The sequence below is a fragment of the Mycobacterium asiaticum genome (assembly GCF_001673315.1).
In the GTDB taxonomy this organism is placed as follows: Bacteria; Actinomycetota; Actinomycetes; order Mycobacteriales; family Mycobacteriaceae; genus Mycobacterium; species Mycobacterium asiaticum_B.
This window is the reverse complement of sequence record NZ_LZLQ01000129.1, coordinates 19,551-38,356: the sequence shown is the minus strand read 5'-3', so window position 1 is coordinate 38,356 and position 18,806 is coordinate 19,551. Positions and strand designations below refer to the sequence as shown.

Annotated in this window: 14 protein-coding genes and 2 pseudogenes; 6 read left to right on the top strand and 10 right to left on the bottom strand. The window is 64.8% G+C overall.

Annotated elements, in window-relative coordinates; translation table 11 throughout:
• Nucleotides 1-22 precede the first annotated feature (22 nt).
• Both A5636_RS27950 and A5636_RS27945 read right to left on the bottom strand, forming a co-directional pair.
• Nucleotides 23-1,315 (bottom strand): putative bifunctional diguanylate cyclase/phosphodiesterase, encoded by a 1,293-nt coding sequence (locus A5636_RS27950; protein WP_437339852.1) that lies wholly within the window; start codon nt 1,313-1,315, stop codon nt 23-25.
• Nucleotides 1,295-1,687 (bottom strand): annotated as a pseudogene (locus A5636_RS27945) (PAS domain-containing protein); the annotation flags it as partial. The pseudogene A5636_RS27945 and the gene A5636_RS27950, both read right to left, overlap by 21 nt.
• A 343-nt stretch (nt 1,688-2,030) precedes the next feature.
• On the opposite strand from A5636_RS27945, the gene A5636_RS20940 reads away from it, so the two are divergent.
• Nucleotides 2,031-3,542 (top strand): hypothetical protein, encoded by a 1,512-nt coding sequence (locus A5636_RS20940; RefSeq protein WP_065160549.1) that lies wholly within the window; start codon nt 2,031-2,033, stop codon nt 3,540-3,542.
• A 13-nt stretch (nt 3,543-3,555) separates the two neighbouring features.
• Here the strand turns inward: A5636_RS20940 and tpiA are convergent, their stop codons facing one another.
• From tpiA to gap, 3 genes are read right to left on the bottom strand one after another with little or no spacing between them, the layout of a single operon-like run.
• Nucleotides 3,556-4,341, bottom strand: coding sequence for a triose-phosphate isomerase (gene tpiA, locus A5636_RS20935; RefSeq protein WP_065160548.1), 786 nt, complete (start codon nt 4,339-4,341; stop codon nt 3,556-3,558).
• Nucleotides 4,338-5,576 carry a phosphoglycerate kinase gene (locus tag A5636_RS20930; protein WP_065160547.1) on the bottom strand — a complete coding sequence of 413 codons (1,239 nt, stop codon included), beginning with the start codon at nt 5,574-5,576 and terminating at the stop codon, nt 4,338-4,340. The genes tpiA and A5636_RS20930 overlap by 4 nt, the downstream gene beginning before the upstream one ends.
• Before the next feature lie 2 nt (nt 5,577-5,578).
• A complete protein-coding gene (gene gap, locus A5636_RS20925; RefSeq protein WP_065160546.1) occupies nt 5,579-6,598 on the bottom strand; it encodes a type I glyceraldehyde-3-phosphate dehydrogenase in 1,020 nt (339 codons plus the stop codon).
• Between the two features lie 376 nt (nt 6,599-6,974).
• On the opposite strand from gap, the pseudogene A5636_RS27940 reads away from it, so the two are divergent.
• Nucleotides 6,975-7,118: pseudogene (locus A5636_RS27940) on the top strand (hypothetical protein); the annotation flags it as partial.
• Nucleotides 7,107-7,793 carry a hypothetical protein gene (locus A5636_RS20920; protein WP_437339851.1) on the top strand — a complete coding sequence of 229 codons (687 nt, stop codon included), beginning with the start codon at nt 7,107-7,109 and terminating at the stop codon, nt 7,791-7,793. The pseudogene A5636_RS27940 and the gene A5636_RS20920, both read left to right, overlap by 12 nt.
• Before the next feature lie 415 nt (nt 7,794-8,208).
• Here the strand turns inward: A5636_RS20920 and A5636_RS20915 are convergent, their stop codons facing one another.
• Both A5636_RS20915 and A5636_RS20910 read right to left on the bottom strand, forming a co-directional pair.
• Nucleotides 8,209-9,630, bottom strand: a complete 1,422-nt coding sequence (locus A5636_RS20915; RefSeq protein ID WP_065160544.1) for a phytoene desaturase family protein — start codon at nt 9,628-9,630, stop codon at nt 8,209-8,211.
• On the bottom strand, nt 9,627-11,381 hold the full coding sequence (locus tag A5636_RS20910) for a DUF3556 domain-containing protein (protein ID WP_065160543.1): 1,755 nt from the start codon (nt 11,379-11,381) through the stop codon (nt 9,627-9,629). Before A5636_RS20910 ends, A5636_RS20915 begins: the two co-directional genes overlap by 4 nt.
• Nucleotides 11,382-11,629: 248 nt before the next feature.
• On the opposite strand from A5636_RS20910, the gene A5636_RS20905 reads away from it, so the two are divergent.
• The 3 genes from A5636_RS20905 to A5636_RS20895 are packed head-to-tail and all read left to right on the top strand — an operon-like array spanning nt 11,630 to nt 15,264.
• On the top strand, nt 11,630-12,361 hold the full coding sequence (locus tag A5636_RS20905; RefSeq protein WP_155763934.1) for a 1-acyl-sn-glycerol-3-phosphate acyltransferase: 732 nt from the start codon (nt 11,630-11,632) through the stop codon (nt 12,359-12,361).
• A 3-nt stretch (nt 12,362-12,364) separates the two neighbouring features.
• A complete protein-coding gene (fadD12, locus tag A5636_RS20900; RefSeq protein ID WP_065160541.1) occupies nt 12,365-13,987 on the top strand; it encodes an acyl-CoA ligase FadD12 in 1,623 nt (540 codons plus the stop codon).
• On the top strand, nt 13,984-15,264 hold the full coding sequence (locus tag A5636_RS20895) for an alpha/beta hydrolase (RefSeq protein ID WP_065160540.1): 1,281 nt from the start codon (nt 13,984-13,986) through the stop codon (nt 15,262-15,264). Before fadD12 ends, A5636_RS20895 begins: the two co-directional genes overlap by 4 nt.
• Here A5636_RS20895 and A5636_RS20890 read toward each other — a convergent pair.
• The 3 genes from A5636_RS20890 to A5636_RS20880 all read right to left on the bottom strand — a co-directional run bounded on the left by A5636_RS20890 (nt 15,261) and on the right by A5636_RS20880 (nt 18,799).
• Nucleotides 15,261-16,649, bottom strand: coding sequence for a WS/DGAT/MGAT family O-acyltransferase (locus tag A5636_RS20890; protein WP_065160539.1), 1,389 nt, complete (start codon nt 16,647-16,649; stop codon nt 15,261-15,263). The two genes, A5636_RS20895 and A5636_RS20890, sit on opposite strands and share 4 nt — an antisense overlap.
• 117 nt (nt 16,650-16,766) lie before the next feature.
• On the bottom strand, nt 16,767-17,744 hold the full coding sequence (gene whiA / locus A5636_RS20885) for a DNA-binding protein WhiA (protein ID WP_081287914.1): 978 nt from the start codon (nt 17,742-17,744) through the stop codon (nt 16,767-16,769).
• Entirely contained in the window at nt 17,741-18,799 is a 1,059-nt protein-coding gene (locus A5636_RS20880) for a YvcK family protein (RefSeq protein WP_253900658.1), read from the bottom strand. The genes whiA and A5636_RS20880 overlap by 4 nt, the downstream gene beginning before the upstream one ends.
• Between the last annotated feature and the right edge of the window lie 7 nt (nt 18,800-18,806).

The window sequence follows — 18,806 nt, the reverse complement described above, 5'->3', positions numbered from 1 at the left end:
TTGGTCAGTACGTCTGGGTTGGTCAGTAGTTGAACAATTCGGGCGGTACCGGCCTGCCGAAGTACCACCCTTGCGCGGCGTCGCAGCCAAGCGCCCGCAACCTGGCGGCCTGGCTGGGGGTTTCCACCTGCTCGGCGGTGACGGTGAGGCCGAGCGTGTGGGCCAGGTCGATCATCGCTCTGGTGATCTGTTCGTCGGCCAGGCGACCGTGAATGTTGCCACCGAGGTTGTTGATGAACTCACCAGCGAGTTTCACCACGTCGACGGGCAACTCACGCAGGTAGGCCAGGCTGGAGAATCCGGTGCCGAAGTCGTCGATGGCGATGGACACGCCCATCGCCGACAGCTGCTGCATCCTGCGCACCGACGTCTCGTCTTTGCCCAGCACCGCGTTCTCGGTGAGTTCCAGGTGCAGGGCGTGCGGGGGCAGGTTGCAGTTGTGCAGCGCGTTCTTGACCACGGTGATGAAGGTGGGGTCACAGACGTTGCGGACGGCGACGTTCACGCTGACGAACAGCGGCGAGTCGGCATCCTGGTTTGCTCGCCAGCACTGCACGTGGCGGCAGGCTTGCTCGACCACGAACGTGGTGAGGGGCACGATCATGCCGTTGCGCTCGGCCAGGTTGATGAAACGGTCTGGCAGTAACGTCCCGAGCGTCGGGTGTTCCCACCGCAGCAACGCCTCGGCGCCGATGACGGCGTTGTCGGCGAGCCGCACGATCGGCTGGTAGACGAGGCGGAACTCGCCGCGGTCGAGCGCTTTGTGCATCGGGGTGTTTTCGTGGTGGCGGTCGTGGATCACCCACCGGTTGCCCCCGGACTGTTTGGCGCGCGCGAGCGTGACGTCGGCCCCTTTCATCAGGTCGACCTCGGAGATGATGGCGACTTCTTGTTCCATGACGCCCACGCTGGCGGACACGGTGATCGGGTTGCCGTCGATGTCGAAAGGTGACTCGAGGACGCGCAGCACCGAGTCAGCGAGGTCGGTGACCTCCTCGGTGCTGGACGGTTCGTGCAACAAGAAGACGAACTCGTCACCGCCCAGACGCGCCACGAAGTGTTCGGGTCGCTGCAGGCAAAGCGACAGGCGTTCTGCGACCTTGACGAGGAGTTTGTCGCCGATGTCGTGGCCGAGCGTGTCGTTGACGTCTTTGAAGCCGTCGAGGTCGACATAGCAGATACCGACCTTGGACTGCGGATCTTCAAACGCGGCGGTGAGGCGGTCGAAGAACTGACTGCGATTCGGCAATCCGGTCAGGGGATCGTGCCAAGCCTGGTGGCGCAACTGTTGTTCGAGCTGGCGGCGGTCGGTCACGTCTCCGAAAACGGCCAGTGTGTAGATGGGGATTCCGGCCGCGTCCCGGATCAGCGAGACGTTGACGGTGTTCCAGATGGTGTGCCCGTCGCGGTGCAGGTGAGGCTTCTCCAAGCTGACCATCTCGACCTCACCACGCATCATCCCCGCGTACTGATTCCACACGTCGGCGGTGTCGTCCGGATGGGTGAGATCGGTGATGTGGAACGCCCTGATGAACTCTTCGGTCTCATAGCCGAACATGCGCGCGAACGCATCGTTGACCACCAGGATTTTGCCGTTCATATCGGAAATGCCGACTCCGACCCCGGCCTGAGCGAAGACAGCACGCAGCAACGCCGCGTCACGGCCGCTCGCGCCCCCGGCGAGCATCTGGTCGATCGCGCCGTTGGCCGGCGTTCGCTCACGGGTCGCCGCAGCCAACTCGCCACCCACGTCGTCTTGACCGCCCATCTCGTTGATCCTCTCTGTCGAGACGATCTACCCACCCTAGAGATCGGTCAACAGCTGTTAACCGGTAACAAGCAATTTCCCAACCCAACACCCGCGACGGACGAGCAGCGAGGTGAACTCAGCTGGGGATTTGATGCTATTCGGAGCACGTGGCCAAGTAAACAACCGTAATGAACGGGCGTAGAATTAGCCCGACTTGAAAGGCCTGTCGACCACTACGACTCTGCGACGGCGGCGGAGTCCCGCAAAGAGAGACCTTCCGATGAAACATGTGATGCAACTGCGCGATGCGGGCCAGGAAGCAGCGCGTCGACATGCCTTTTTCGAGTGGTTGTCCACCGACCGGGTGCCGGCGCAGGACCGTCTCGCCATCGGGCCCGCGGGTGCGCTGTTCATCATGCAGTTCCGCGATATGAACCGATGGGTGCTTCGGTTTCCGGAACCGCGTGACGAATACGAGTGGCTGATCAATCTCGGCACGCTCGAAGACGAGAAGCATTCGCGAATGTTCTTGGAGGACTGGCGAAAACTCGACCTTGATTCTCGACTGGGTTGGCGCACCAGCGACATGTTGTGGTGGTTATTTCTCTCGCCGGATCAGGAAACGTTCCGTCGCAGCGGGATTGAGTTCATCAGGCTAGCCGTCGACGACGGGGACGATGCGCTGATCCGATTCGGCCATTCCGAAGCCGGTGAAGCCACCGGTCATGTCATGCTCAGCAACACGGCTCGCGTCGCGGCGGTGCTGTCAGGCCAGACCGGATTGGAATATCGCTACTTCGGCCCCTACCACCTTGACCTTGAGTCCGGACACGTTGCCAACACCGAGGGGTTGTTCGAAGCCGTTGTGCTCGACACCGATCGGCGTGAACGCGCCAGCGACGCATGTCGGCGAATGTTCGGCATTTTCGACGACATATTCACCGGATTCCACGACTACGCCACCGCCTATCTGGAAACCGGCAACTTCCCCCGCCGCCCGAAGGTCGTCTCCGTGGCCCAGGACGACTGGACGGCACCCTCGCTGGTGGTCCGACCGCGTGATGAGGATGATTCCGAACTCATTCGCCACATTGAGGAGCGCAAGGCGAAATTGCGAGCGCATCCGTTCTATGACTGGCTACGCGACGACGAACACAGTCCCACCGACAAACTGCGTCTCTTCATCCCAATGTGGGTGACGGACATCCTTGGATACCGTGACCTGACCAAATATGCCATGACCTACGCACAGCCCAGCAGCGCTGAGGAAGACGCTGTCAACGGCTGGGCGTCGCGGTTGTCCGAGCACAGCAAGCTGTTTCTCTCCGACTGGGAAGCGCTGGGACTCGATCAGGTACTGGACCACACCGCCAGCGATGCGCTCGAGTGGCTATTCCTGGATTCGGATATGGATCTGCATCGCCAGAATATGATCGAGTTCGCCAAAATCGCGCTGCGGCATCGTGATCCGGTGTTGCGCTGGTGGATGCTGGTGGCCCTGGAGTCCACCGGCGAGGAGTTTTTCGCCCAGACACGACCGTTGGCGCTGGCCGCGGAAGAGGAAACCGGGGGCCGGCTGGACTACCTGACCGGAAGGCACGACCCGCCTGCCGCCACCGGAGACGCCGGGGGCTCGATCGAGATCAGTGCTCCCGCGCCGCTGACAGCCGAGCGATTGGACCTCGCGAAAAGTGTTGCGGACCATGTGTTCGACTCGATGGAGCGGCAACTCTGGCGATCGTATGCTGTCGCCCGCGCCGGAAAGTACGCCCGATTGGCGGCGCACACGTAGATCGGTCAGCCTGTCAGGGCAGCGGTCCCCCGGCGGCGATGGCCGCCAGCGTCGCGAACTGCTCGCCATCCAGTGACGCCCCGCCGACCAATCCACCGTCGATATCTTGTTGCGCGACAAGATCGCCGACATTTTTCGCGTTGACCGAGCCGCCGTAAAGGATCCGTACCGACTCCGCGACGTCGGCTGACGCCAACGAGGCCAGCTCGGCACGGATCGCGGCGCAGACCTCCTGGGCGTCGGCTGAGCTGGCCACCCGGCCGGTGCCGATCGCCCAGACCGGCTCGTAGGCGATGACGACCTTGTCGATCTGCTCAGTAGACAGCCCGGCCAACGAGCCACGCAGTTGTTCGACGTTGTGCGACACATGGTTTCCCGCTTCGCGGACCTCCAGGTGCTCGCCGATGCAGACGATCGGCGTGATCTCGTGCTTGAGTGCAGCGGCGGCTTTGGCGGCTACCAAAGCGTCGTCCTCGTGATGGTAAGTGCGTCGCTCGGAGTGACCCACGACCGCAAAGCTGCAACCCAACTTGGCCAGGAAGGCCCCGCTGATATCACCGGTGTACGCGCCGGAGTCGTGTTGCGAAAGATCCTGCGCTCCATACGTCAAACGTAGTTTGTCGCCATCGACCAAGGTCTGGACACTGCGTAGGTCGGTGAACGGCGGGATCACCGTGACATCCACCTTGTCGAAGTACTTGTCCGGCAAGGCAAAAGCGATCTTCTGAACCAATGCGATCGCCTCGAAGTGGTTCAGGTTCATTTTCCAGTTGCCGGCGATCAACGGCTTGCGGCTCACGACTCTCCTCCAGCTGGCTGGTCTCTTCCGAGCACCTCGATACCCGGAAGTGATTTGCCCTCAAGATATTCCAGTGACGCACCACCTCCGGTAGAGATGTGCGAGAAGGCGTCTTCGGGGATTTTCAGCGCGCGGACCGCGGCGGCCGAATCACCGCCACCGACTACGCTGAACGCGCCTTTGCCGGTCGCGGCGACGATCGCCTCGGCAACGCCCTTGGTGCCGTGTGCATAGGCGGGAAACTCGAACACGCCCATCGGCCCATTCCAGAAGACCGTTCTGGCATTGGAAAGCAGTGTGGTGAACCGCTTGACCGATCCCGGCCCGATGTCCAAACCCGTGAGGTCGTCCGGGATCTCGTCGGCGGCAACGGTCTGTGGCGGTGAATCAGCGTCGAACTTCTCGGTCGCGACGATGTCGACCGGCAGCCGGAGCACATCGTAGTAGGTCTCCAAGAGGTTGCGACAGGTTTCCACCATGTCCTCTTCCAGCAGTGACTTGCCGACCGGATAACCCTGTGCCGCAAGGAAGGTAAAGCACATCCCGCCGCCGATCAGGATGCTGTCGGCTTTGGTGGCCAGCGACTCGATGACGCCGAGCTTGTCGGAAACCTTCGATCCGCCGAGCACTACGGCGTAGGGCCGGTCGGTGGAGCTGGTCAGCTGCTGCAGCACCTTTATCTCGTCGGCGACCAGGTTGCCCGCGTAGTGAGGCAGCAGGGTCGCGACGTCGTAGACCGAGGCCTGCTTGCGGTGCACCACACCGAACCCGTCGGAGACGAAAGCGCCTCCTGGACTGACCAACTCAGCGAGCTGTTTGGCGAGCGCCAGCCGCTCGTCGTCATCCTTGCTGGTTTCCCGCTTGTCGAAGCGGATGTTCTCCAGCAACAGGATGTCACCGTCGGTCAGCCCTTCGGCCCGGGCCAGTGCGTCAGAACCGACAACATCACCGGCCAACTGCACGTGCCGGCCGAGTTGCTCGCTCAGTGCCGCGGCAACCGGGGCCAACGAGTACTTCGGGTCGGCACCGTCCTTGGGCCTGCCGAGGTGCGCAGTGACGACCACCTTGGCATCGGCGTCGAGCAGCGCCTTCAGCGTCGGCACCGATGCGGTGATCCGGCCGGGGTCGGTGATGTTGCCGTCATCGTCGAGCGGGACGTTGAGATCGGAGCGCACCAGCACGCCGCGTCCGGAAACACCTTCGGCCAGAAGGTCGTCGAGAGTCGGGACGCCCACGGCTAGAGGGACTTGCCGACGAGCTTGACCAGGTCGACGAGGCGATTGGAGTAGCCCCATTCATTGTCGTACCAGGACACCACCTTCGCCTGGTTGTCGATCACCTTGGTCAAGCCGGAGTCGAACAGGGAACTGTGTGGGTCGGTGACGATGTCGCTGGACACGATTGGCGCGTCGTAGTACTTCAGGATGCCCTTCAGGGGACCCTCGGCAGCGGACTTGAACGCGGCGTTGATCTCGTCGGTGCTCGCCGACTTGGACAACTCGGCGGTCAGGTCGGTGACCGAGCCGGTGGGGATCGGCACCCGCAACGCGTACCCGTCGAGCTTGCCCTTGAGTTCCGGAAGCACCAGTCCGATCGCCTTCGCCGCACCGGTCGAGGTCGGCACGATGTTCAGGGCCGCCGCGCGGGCCCGGCGCAGATCCTTGTGCGGGCCGTCCTGCAGGTTCTGGTCCTGGGTGTAGGCGTGGATGGTGGTCATCAGTCCCTTGACGATGCCGAACTCGTCATTGAGCACCTTGGCCAGCGGACCCAGGCAGTTCGTGGTGCACGACGCGTTGGAGATGATGTTCTGGCTGCCGTCGTACTTGTCGTCGTTCACGCCGAGCACGATGGTGATGTCCTCGTCGGTGGCCGGAGCGGAAATGATCACCTTCTTGGCGCCGGCTTCCAGATGACCTTTGGCTTTGGCGGCGTTGGTGAACAGGCCGGTGGATTCCACCACCACGTCGACGCCGAGATCGCCCCAGGGCATGGCAGCAGGTCCGTCTTTGACCGCGAGCCCCTTGATCTTGACGTCGCCCACCACAATCGTGTCCTCGCCCTCGAGGCTGACGTCGTAGGGCAGGCGGCCCAGGATCGAGTCGAACTTGAGCAGGTGCGCCAGGGTCTTGTTGTCGGTGATGTCGTTGACGGCCACCACCTCGATGTCGGCGTCGCCCTGCCCCTGCTGAGCCAATAAGGCCCGGTAGAAGTTACGTCCGATTCGACCAAAGCCGTTGATGCCAACTCGGACCGTCACGTGTCTCTCCTTGTGTTCATTACCGGCTGATGAAGTCCTCGTCGCCAGCCTAGATCAGTACGTCCGCCCATTGCTGGGCCGGTAAGACTTGGTTGAACGGGTGGTTCCGATCTTGTGGCGCCGCTCACGTTCCCGCCCCCGGGAAGTGGCGCCAATAGACCACCGGTGTCGCCATTCTTCAAGACGAACCGCGCGCCCTCTTTGCGGTCCTCAACGGCCCAACGTCACCATTTGGAAACGGCGCGGCGCGGCGTGGGTTGAATTGCACGACGGCGGCCAATTATTGAGCCGGTCGTCGGGCACGGCCCGGTAGGACTATGCGGTTCTGCTCGGCCACCCGACGTTATATATCTGAGCGAATGAGGGAGTGACGTAGATGGCGATCTTTGGTCGATTCAGCATCAAGGTAATTGCTGCCAGCGCCGGGGTGTGCGGGGCCGCCATCGCGTTTAGCCCGGATGCGGCCGCCGTTCCGTTGATCACCGGTGGTCACGCATGCATCCAGGGCATGTCGGGCGAACTCGCGGGTGCACCGGCGGCCGGCGGGCCGGCCGGCGCCGGTGGAGCCGCGGCGGCGGGCGGAGCCGGGGCTGCGGGCGGACACTCAGTCTGCTGTGCCTACGGCGGCGGAACTGGACCCGCCGGTGGACCCACAGGCGCCGGCGGCGCGGGTGGTGGCCCGGCAGGCGGCGGCGGAGCGGGCGGTGGCGCACCGACCGCTGGCGGCACACCCACGGGCGCTGGCGCCCCTGCGGAGGCGTGCGGTCCTGCTAGCGCGCCGATCACCGACATGGCCGGTGTTCCCGTGGTATTGCCTGGTCCGGTGGCAGCTCCGGTCCCGGTGGGAGCTCCGGTTCCGGTCGGCGCACCGGTCCCGGTGGGTGCTCCAATCCCGGTCGGCGCTCCCGTTCCAGTCGGTGCTCCCGTCCCAGTCGGCGCCCCCGTTCCAGTCGGCGCTCCCGTCCCGGTCGGCGCTCCCGTCCCGGTCGGCGCTCCCGTGCCAGTCGGCGCGCCGGTGCCAGTCGGGGCCCCTTTGATAGCGATGGGAGCCGATGGTGCACCGCTGCCGGCGACCGCTCCCATCACCGACATGTCGGGGACCGGGAAGGGTGTTCCGACCAGCCCGGCGGCGCCCGCCGGTGGTCCTGTGCCCGGCCAGCCCACTCCGGCCGGCCCTGCAGGGGCAGCCGGCTGATCCTGGCGCGAAGCGGGCTCCCACGCCATTCCGGTCGCGGGAGCCCGCTTCGCCATCTGCAGTATTTCCCATACGAAATGGCTTGAATAATGCGCCGCCAAGGCGAGACCATTCGCGGTTTCCCGTGCGCTGTTTGGAGCAGAGTTCTGAAACTACGGCTCAAAGAATGAATCCGGAGTGAGCCGCTTACATAATTCGCGACCGGCCGAACTATTCACCATTCGGAGAAATGGATCGCAGGGCGCCACAAAGAAGACAGCGCAATATGCAAGAGGCGTTGCACGGCGGCGCCCTGATCCTCCTCCATTAATGACACGCTTGTAATACATGTTAGAGGTGGTTCGCTCCGGGAGACACCGGAAGCACGTGCCCAATTCGGTGAAGTCTTCGTCACATTTCGGCTCCGGCGATCCCGCTACTGCCGACGCCGCATGCGCCGCAACGCGGATTCAGCGGCGTGATAGCCACACAGTCCGTGTATCCCGGCGCCGGGCGGAGTCGACTGCGAGCACAGGTAGACGCCGGGCACGCCGATCGGATAGGGATCAAGGGCGATGCGCGGCCGGAACAGGATCTGCAACCGGTCGTTGGCCCCGCCGATGATGTCGCCGCCGATGTAGCTGGGGTTGCGTGCCTGTAACTCGGCCGTCCCGGTGCTGACGGTGGCCACGATGCGGTCACGGAATCCCGGCGCGAACCGTTCGATCTGCTCAATGACCGCCGCCGTCGCGTCGCCGGTATAGCGGAACGGCACATGCGCGTAGGCGTAGATCGGATTGATGTTGCCCGCCGAGCGCGACCGGTCGGCCAGGTACTGCTGCCCGAGCAGGACGAACGGTCGCGGCACCATCCTGCCTTCCGCGCGTTGCCGTTCGGTGCCGGCGATTTCTTCGAAGCTACCGCCCAGATGGACCGTGCCGGCCCGCCCGCAGTCGGGGTTGGTCCAGGGGATGTCGCCTTCGATGGCGAAGTCGACTTTGAACGCAGACGACCCTTCCCGATAGCGCCGGTACGACCGTTTGATGCGGGTCGGCATCGCGTCGCCGTAGAGGTCCAGCACCTGTGTGGGACTGAGGTCGAGCATGACGATGTCCGCGGTCGGGATGTCGCGGCGACTGCGAACGGTCACACCGGTGCTGACACGTCCGCCGGCGGCGGCCAGGGCCGCACCCAGAGCCCGGGTGATCGCTCCCGACCCGCCCTCGGCGACGGGCCATCCGTAGCGGTGTCCGCTGGCCAGGATCATCAGCCCGAGCGACGCGGTGAGTGGCCGGTCCAGTCGGGTGTAGGCGTGCGCCGCAGCGCCGCCGTAGAGCGCGCGTGCCTGTTCGGTGCGGAACCACCCGGCCACCGCGGTGGCCGGCAGCACCGCCCGGGGACCGAACAGCGCCAAGCGGATTGGATGGCGCGGAATGTTGATGACCGGGCGCAGCAAGTCCTCGGCGAGGTCGTCGAACCCCGAAGCGAGTCCACCCACGGCCGCCCGCCAGCGCCGGCCGTCGGCGCCCAGCCCCTTGGCGGTCTGGACCACCGACTGGTACAGCACCCCGGCGGTGCCGTCGTCGAGGGGATGCGCGCAGTCGGCTTCCGGCCACTTCCAACTCAGCCCGTAGCTGGCCAGGTCGATCTCACTCCAGAACGGCGAGCCGACACCCAGCGGGTGAAACGCCGAGCAGTGATCGTGGATGACGCCGGGCACCGTCAACTCCCCGGACCGCACTCCCCCGCCGATGGCGTCTTGCGCTTCCAACACGTGGACGTCGATGCCCTGCCGGGCGAGGTGGATTGCCGCGGCCAGACCGTTGGGTCCCGCGCCGACGACGATGGCTTTGGTCATGAGGTGCCGTGTACCCCGGCCTGGGTGGTCACGTGCACCGGGAATTCGTCGCCGGGCTCGGGCCAGGGCTGACGGGTCAGCATTTCGGCGACGTCGACATATCCGGACTCGATCAGTCCGGTCTTGGCGTCCAGGATCCGGTACCACTGCTTCTGGATGTGGATCGGCTGACCCTCGAGAACGATGACGCGTACTTCGCCTTCCTCGAAGTTGCACCGCTTCTGCACCGCCTCCAGCAGCTGCTCGTTATGCAGGTGGCCTTCGCCGAAATTCCAGCCGACCAGCGGGCCTGCCACGATCTCGCCCTCCCGGATCTTGTAGGCGGCCTCGTCGTCGATCGCGCGCGGCAACAGGCCGTTCAGCGCTCGTCCGTGGGTGTGCATGGCCCGGAACGCGGCGGTCTTGTCGGCCATGATCTCGGCGGTCGCCTCGTCGTACAGCTTGGCCAGCTGGTTGACCACCAGCGCAGAGCTCTTGACGACGTTGGCTTCGATCTTGTCCTCGGCGCCCTCGCGGAAGCACCACACGCTGGTGGCCCAGTTGCCGGCGTAGTAGCGCATGCCGGGCAGGAACGAAATCTTCTCGGGGAACATGTTTCCCGCGATCGCGACCGCCGCCGCGATCACTACCAGGGCCAACAACAGCGGTGAGCGCAGGTCGATGGCCCGGATCGAACCGTAATGACCGAACAGGTAGAACAGCGAGAAGATGAAGAAAACGTTCCACTCCAACGGAACTCCCATCGGGAGGTTGGACAGGATGTTGAGGTGGAAGATCACCATGAACCCGATGAGGAACCACCGCCACGGTTGGTCGCCGGCGACGAACACCAGCACCGTCGGGACGATGAATTCCGCTGTGGTCCCGCCGACGTGGGCCATCAGCTTCGGTATCGCCGTCGGCCGTAGGTCGTTGACGTGGTCGCGGTAGAGCCGGTGCTTGAGCGGATTGAACAGCTTGCTGCGTAGCAGCGCATTGTTGCTCGTCATCACCGAGACGACATAGGGGAAATGGTGATTGAGCTTGGAGGTCGCCGCGCCCCACCACAGCAGCAGCATGATGAGCTTGAACGCGGCGACCTGGTCCACCCACGGGAAGAAGAAGACGAACAACTTCAACCAATAGTGCTCACCGCGGGCGGCCAGGAACACCGTCTTGTCACGCAGCCCCAGCAGCGCCAACGCCACGATGAGCGGCATGGCCAGGATCGGGTTGATCACCCCTACGTCACCGGCACTAGTCACCGGCCCGTCCCCGGGCGCCAACAGCGCCCATACCGCACTGAGCAACACGGCGGCATAGAGCACGACGTCGACGACGGTGCGGGAATCGCCGCTCGTGAACGGAACCTTGCCCGGCCAGGGCGGAAGCCGAATTGTCTTCGGCCGCAACCAATACAGCACTCCGCCGATGGGCGGCATGAAACGTCCGGTGAGGGGACCAGACCCGCAGCCGAGGCCCAACACCTCGAAGAGCAACGTGAAAATGATGGCCTTCTGGTACACGATCGGCTGTGTCCACCACTCGCCGATGCGGCCCAGCCCGCCCAGCCCGGGCGTCAACGAGATGATGGCCGCCGGAACCGCGACGTACAGTCCGATCTTGATCAGGTAGAGCAGGTACACCGCGTATGGAGTCCCGAACCCGTTTTCCGCCCAGTGCCGGGTCACCACCTGCAGCCGGGTAGCTCGTGGCAGTGTTGGCCAGCTGTCGCGGTCAACATCCGGAAGGTCCGGTGACATGAATCCCATCGCAGCCTCGCTCCCAGGTCTGAACCGTTCAGCGATTCCAAATCTATCCGGCGTGACAATAGCCGCCGCACGACGATGCGCCGTCGGCTCGTAGCCGGCAAAGCCGGTCGCTACCATCTAGAGACTCGACGGCAAGGGAGCCGCGAGGATAGCCCGAGGGAGCCTCAGTGAGCAGCGAGAGCGACAGCTTGGATGTCGGAGACATCGGCAAATTCGATCCTGGGTTGACACAGCGCCTGATAAGCGTGATGCGTCCCATCCTCAAGACCTACTTCCGCGCCGAGGTGAACGGCCTCGACTCCTTTCCCTCGGGCGGGGCGCTGGTGGTGGCCAATCACTCCGGCGGTCAGTTTCCCATGGACGTCCCGATCTTCAGCGTCGACTTCTACGACAAATTCGGCTTCGACCGGCCGGTGCTGACGCTGAGCCACGACATTCTGTTCATGGGCCTCACCGGAGATTTCTTTCGCAAGACGGGATACATCCGGGCTAACCGCGAAAACGCCGCCGAGGCGCTGCGGTCCGGAGGCGTGGTGGTGGTGTTTCCCGGCGGCGACTACGACGCATACCGACCGACCGCCTCCGAGAACACCATCGACTTCAACGGACGCAAGGGATACGTGCGGACCGCGATCGAAGCGGGCGTGCCCATCGTGCCGCTGGTCGGTATCGGCGGCCAGGAGACTCAGTTGTACCTGACCCGGGGCACCTGGCTGGCCCAGCGGCTGGGCTTGAAGCGGCTCCTGCGCAGCGACATCCTGCCCCTCTCGTTCGGCTTTCCGTTCGGTTTCAGTGCCGCGATACCACCCAATCTGCCGCTACCCGCCAAGATCGTGATGCAGGTGCTGGAACCGATCGACATCACCGCACAATTCGGCTCAGACCCCGATATCGACGAAGTGGACGAACACGTGCGATCGGTGATGCAGCAGGGCCTGAACAAGTTGGCCGCCAACCGCCGATTCCCGATCCTGGGCTGAGCCATGGCATCTCGACTCCAACAGACCCTCGGCATCATCGAAACATTCCGGCGCGCGCGGGTGATTGCGCCGATGCGCCCCGACCGCTACCTCAAGATGGCCGCGGCGATGCGCCGCCAGGGCATGGCGATGACGGTCGGTTTCGCGGGTGCGGCCCAGCGCTGCCCGGATCGTCCGGCCTTGATCGACGAGATCGGCACGCTGACCTGGCGCCAACTCGACGAGCGGATCGACGCGTTGGCCACCGGCCTGCAGAAGCTGCCGACGGGTCAGCCCAAAGTCGTTGGCATCATGTGCCGCAACCATCGGGGCTTTGTCGAGTCGCTGGTCGCGTCCAACCGCATCGCCTCCGACGTTCTGCTGCTCAACACGTCCTTCGCCGGGCCCGCGATGGCCGAAGTGGTCAACCGCGAAGGTGTCGATACCGTCATTTACGACGAAGAGTTCACCGAAACGGTCGAGCGCGCGATGGCCGACAGACCCGACGCCACCCGAATTCTCGCGTGGACGGATTCGCCACAAGATATGACGGTCGAGAAGCTGATCGCCGACCACCTCGGTCAGCAACCCCAGCGCACCGACGGCAAGGGCAAGATGATCTTGCTCACCTCCGGTACGACCGGAAGTCCCAAGGGCGCCAAGCAGTCTGGTGGCGGGGCCGGAATGGGCACCCTCAAGGCGATCCTGGACCGCACCCCGTGGCGTGCGGAGGAGACCGTCGTGATCGTGGCGCCGATGTTCCACGCGTGGGGGTTTTCGCAGTTGATCTTCGCCGCTTCGATGGCCTGCACGATCGTGACCCGGCGCAAGTTCGATCCGGAAGCAACGCTGGACCTCATCGATCGCCATCAGGCCACCGGACTGGCAGTGGTGCCGGTGATGTTCGACCGCATCATGGACCTGCCCGAGGAAGTCCGAAATCGCTACAGCGGCAAGTCCTTACGATTCGCCGCAGCCTCCGGCTCGCGGATGCGTCCCGATGTCGTGATCGCTTTCATGGATCAGTTCGGCGACGTCATCTACAACAACTACAACGCCACCGAAGCCGGAATGATCGCCACCGCCACACCGGAGGATCTGCGCGCGGCTCCCGACACCGCCGGTCGTCCGGCCGGCGGGACCGAAATCCGGATCCTCGATTCAGATCTCAACGAATTACCCACCGGCGAGACCGGCACCATCTACGTCCGCAACGACACCCAGTTCGACGGTTACACATCCGGCAAGACGAAAGACTTCCACGCCGGCTTCATGTCGTCGGGCGACGTCGGGTACCTGGACGAGAACGGGCGCCTGTTCGTGGTTGGCCGGGACGACGAAATGATCGTCTCCGGTGGGGAGAACATTTATCCGATCGAAGTGGAGAAGACCCTGGCGGGGCACCCGGAGGTTGCCGAAGCGTCGGTAATCGGCGTCGACGACGAACAGTACGGGCAGCGCCTGGCGGCCTTCGTGGTGTTGGAGCCCGGCGCCACCGCCACCGAGGAGACCTTGAAGCAGCACGTCCGAGAGAACCTCGCCAACTACAAGGTGCCTCGCGAGATCGTGGTCCTCGACGAGTTACCCCGGGGCAGCACCGGCAAGATCCTGCGCAACGAGTTGCAGGCAAGGGTGAGCGGTTCATGAAGGTCCAACGAGTGCTGCGCGAGCTGCGTCGTCCCAGACCGCTGACCCGTGCGGCGGTGGAATTGGTCAACGCCGCCAACGGATTCGCCCCGATCACCCGTCACCCGTATGCCGCGGTAATGGTGTTCTGGTTCGGCTGGCCCACCTCGGAGGTGCCGGCTCTGTACGCCGCGGGCTCCGTGCTGGACGCCGTGCGCCGCAACCGTCGCGGCGACTTCGCCCGACCGAAGGGCAAGCTGGCATTGACGCTGACGGCCGCGTCGTGGGCACTGCTGGGGGTGATCGCGTACCGCGGGTTGACGACTCCGGGTCCGGTGCTGGATGCCGGCCTCACGGATCAACTCGGACCCGACTACCCAGCGGAATTAAAGAAGCTGCCCACCGAATTGACCCCTGGAAGGGGTAGACGGCGCAATCCGCCGCTGCGTACCACGGGGGCCCGGCGGCGCTTCGTCGACAAAGAGAACATCGTGCGCTACGGCCCGCACGGCCGCGCCAATACGGCCGACATCTGGCGTCGGCGCGACCTGCCGCGGGACGGCAAGGCCCCAGTGCTGTTGCAGGTGCCCGGCGGTGCCTGGATGATCGGCATGCGCCGCCCGCAAGCGTATCCGTTGATGAGTGAACTGGTTTCGCGCGGCTGGGTGTGCGTGTCGATGGGTTACCGGGTTTCTCCGGTGCACACCTGGCCCGACCACATCGTGGATGTCAAGCGTGCACTCGCCTGGGTCAAGGACAACATCGCCGACTATGGCGGCGACCCGAATTTCGTTGCGATCAGCGGCGGTTCGGCCGGGGGCCATCTGTCCGCGCTGGCAGCGCTGACGCCCAACGACGCAAAATTTCAGCCCGGCTTCGAGGACGCCGACACCTCCGTCGTCGCGGCCGTACCGTATTACGGTCGCTACGACTGGTTTTCCACCAATGCGCCTGGCCGTGCCGAATTCATCGAAATACTCGGCAGACTCGTGGTCAAGAAGAAACTCAGCACACATCGTCAGATTTACCTTGACGCCTCACCTATCCGCCACGTGTCTGCGGACGCACCGCCCTTCTTCGTGCTGCACGGTGTCAACGACTCGCTCATCCCGGTTCCCGAAGCGCGGGAATTCGTCGAGGAGCTGCGCTCGGTGTCGAAGTCACCCGTCGCCTACGCCGAATTGCCGCACGCCCAGCACGCGTTCGACATCTTCGGTTCGCCGCGGGCACACAAGTCCGCCGACGCGGTCGCCCGGTTTTTGTCCTGGGTCTACGTGACAAACCCGCCGTCCGGCTAAGCGTCCAGCAACTCCGCGGCGCGCTCCAGTTCGGCGAGCGCAGGCTCGATGGCCTTGGCCATCTCGTCGATGTCGTTAGCCACTTCCGGCGTAGTCACGAAACCGAAGTCCAGGTAGCCCTGGTAGGAGAAGCAGGTGATGTTGAGTGCCACGTCCATCACCGGCGGTCCGAGCGGCACGAGCGATTCGAGCTTGGCGCCGGCCATGTAGAGCGGCATCGGTGGGCCAGGGACGTTGGAGACCACCAAGTTGATCGGAGCGAAGTTGTGCGACAAGCCGCTCGCGGTGTACGCGCGTGCGGCCAGCTGCAACAGCCCCGGAGGTGTGGTTTCGGTGAGCCCCATGATCTGGTGCGCTGACAGAGCCTTGGCCATTTCTTTGGCGTTCTGCGTGCTCTTGTGAATCGCCCGCAGCCGCTCGGCGGGATCGTCGATATCGGTGGCAAGTGACGCTGTCATCGAGCTGATCTGATTGCCGATGTCGGACTTGTTCTCGTCGGTGCGGGTGGACACCGGAATCTGCGCAATCAGCGGCTTGTAGGGCAATTCGTTGTGCTTCTCCAGGTATTCGCGAGCGGCACCGGCGACCAGCGCCAGCACCACGTCGTTGAGCTTGACTCCGAACGCATCCTTGACCTTCTTTGCCCGCTTCAACTCGACGCGAGTGCCGGTGATGCGCCGGTGCGGCGACACGGATGCGTTGAAGCGGGTCTTGGGTGCGTCGAAATAGCGCGGCGGCCTGGTGACGCCCAAGGCCGCAATCTGCTGACGTACGGTCTGTTCCAACAGCCGTGCGACGCGGAACGGTGTCATGATGCCGACGTTGATCAGCGCCCCGAGCGCTCGGCGCTCCAGGCCGGGGATGGTGAACCCCACAAAGCCGACGGTCTCTTTCTGCGGTGGCCGCGGTTCGGGCGAGACATCCAACAGGATTTCGCCCAACCCGGCGCCGGAGACACCGTCGACGATGGCGTGATGCATCTTGGTCAGGGTGGCGACGCGACCGCCCTTGACGCCCTCGATGACCCACAGTTCCCACAACGGGCGGGATCGGTCCAATTTGTAGGACATCAACCGGCCGACGAGTTCGTCGACCTCCTTCCGGCCTCCGGGCGCGGGCACGCCGATGCGGCGAACGTGGAAGTCGATGTCGAGCTCGTCGTCCTCGACGAACCACGGCCGGTCCAGTCCCAACGGTGCTCCGGTGACTTTCCACCGCAGCTGTGGAATCTCCGGTAGACGTTCGATCAGCAATTCGCGCAGCCGCTGGAAGCTGTAATCCGGGGCATCGCTGGGGTCACAAACCGCTAGCGCGCCGACGTGCATGTGCCAGCCGGCGGTCTCAGCCGACCAGAACGCCGCATCAACACTCGAGAGCCGTTTCATCCCACGACCGTAGTCCTCAGCCACCCAGCGAAGCCAGCGAGTCTTGCTCGCGAGCCGAACCACCCTGCGAGAACGGGCTCCCGATATCGCGGCCAGGTTCGGCTCGCGGTCAGCTACTCAGGCGTCCTCGAGCAGATCCGGAGTCACGGCCGACTCGGTGTCGGGGATTCCGTCCACTTTCGCCTTGCGGTCAGCCATCGAGAGCAACCGCCGAATACGCCCTGCCACAGCGTCTTTCGTCATCGGCGGATCAGCCAGCCGACCGAGTTCCTCCAGCGACGCCTGCCGGTGCTCGACACGCAGGCGGCCAGCCGTGGCCAAGTGCTCGGGCACGGTCTCGCCCAGTATTTCCAACGCCCTTTCCACCCTGGCAGCAGCTGCCACCGCCGCGCGGGCCGAGCGGCGCAGGTTGGCATCGTCGAAATTGGCCAGCCGATTGGCGGTAGCCCGGACCTCGCGCCGCAAGCGGCGCTCTTCCCAGATCAGCCGGGTGTCCTGGGCGCCCATCCGGGTCAGCAACGCACCGATTGCCTCGCCGTCGCGCACCACCACGCGGTCGGCACCCCGCACCTCCCGTGCCTTGGCGCTGACACCGAGCCGTCGTGCCGCACCGACGAGCGCCAACGCGGCCTCGGGCCCGGGGCAGCTGACTTCGAGGGCCGAGGAACGGCCCGGTTCGGTCAACGACCCGTGCGCCAGGAATGCCCCGCGCCACGCGGCTTCGGCGTCCGCGACGCTGCCGCCGACCACCTGTGCGGGCAGGCCCCGCACCGGACGGCCCCGCATGTCCAGCAGACCGGTCTGGCGTGCCAACGCTTCACCGTCGCTGGCTACCCGCAGCACATACCGGGTGTTCTTGCGAATCCCGCTGGCCGACAACACATGCACCACCGCGTTGTAGCCGTAAAGGTCGAAGATGTCCTTGCGCAACCGGCGCGCGATGCTGCCGAGATCCACCTCGGCCTCGACTACCACGCGGCCGGCCACGATGTGCAACCCGCCGGCGAAGCGCAGCAGGGACGTGACTTCCGCTCGGCGCGCGCTGACCGACTTGACTACCAGACGGCTCAACTCGTCCTTGACTTCGGTCGTCATCGCCACGCGTCGTCACCTCCTTTGCCGCCCGCTCCCTGCACGCCGGTCTGTTGCGGCCGACCGTCGGTCGGTATCCCCCCAGAGGCAGTCACCGGGGGCACTGCCGAACTCCCAGCACTTACCCGCACCGCTTCCAGGACTGCCGCCAGCTTGCCCGGGTCATGTAAAGGTGTACCAGGTCGGGCGACGTCGGCGAAGTGGACCTCGGCCTGTAGCAGGGTTGCGGTGCGCCGCAGTTGGTCCCGCTCCCGATCGCTGGGCACTCGTTCGGAGTCGATGATGATGTCGTCGACGGTGAACCCGGGGGCGTGCTGGGCCAGCACATGAAGGTGACGTTCCACCGAGAATCCCGCCGTCTCGCCGGGTTCGGCCACCAGGTTGAGCACCAGCGCCCGGCGCGCGGCAGTGGCCTGCAGGGCCTCGACCAGTCCCGGCACCAGGACGTGGGGAATCACGCTGGTGAACCAGGAACCCGGTCCCAGTACCACCAGATCGGCGGACAGGATCGCGTCGACGGCCTGCCGGGTGGCCGGCGGATCAGCCGGCAGCAGGCGCACCCGGCGCACCTTGCCCGGAGTCGAGGCGATCGCGACCTGACCGCAGAGCACGCGGAACATCCGCGGATCGGACTCCAGCCCAGAGACGTCGGCCTCGATCTGCAAAGCGATGGGACACATCGGCAGCACCCGGCCCTTGACGCCCAGGATGCGTCCGATCTCATCCAGAGCCGCCACCGGATCGGCCAGCACCTCGGACAGACCGGCCAACAGCAGGTTCCCGATCGGATGCCCGGCCAGGGCGCCGTTGCCGCCGAAGCGATGCTGCAGGATGGTCGCCCACAACCGCCCGTAAGGACTATCAGATGCCAACGCGGCCAACGCCATCCGAAGATCACCCGGCGGCACCACATCCAATTCGCTGCGCAGCCGGCCCGAGGACCCGCCGTCGTCGGCGACGGTCACGATGGCGGTCACGTAGGGCGTCAACCGGCGGGCCGCCGACAGCGTCGCATACAAGCCGTGTCCGCCACCCAGTGCGACAATGCTTTGATTCAGCGGCGCG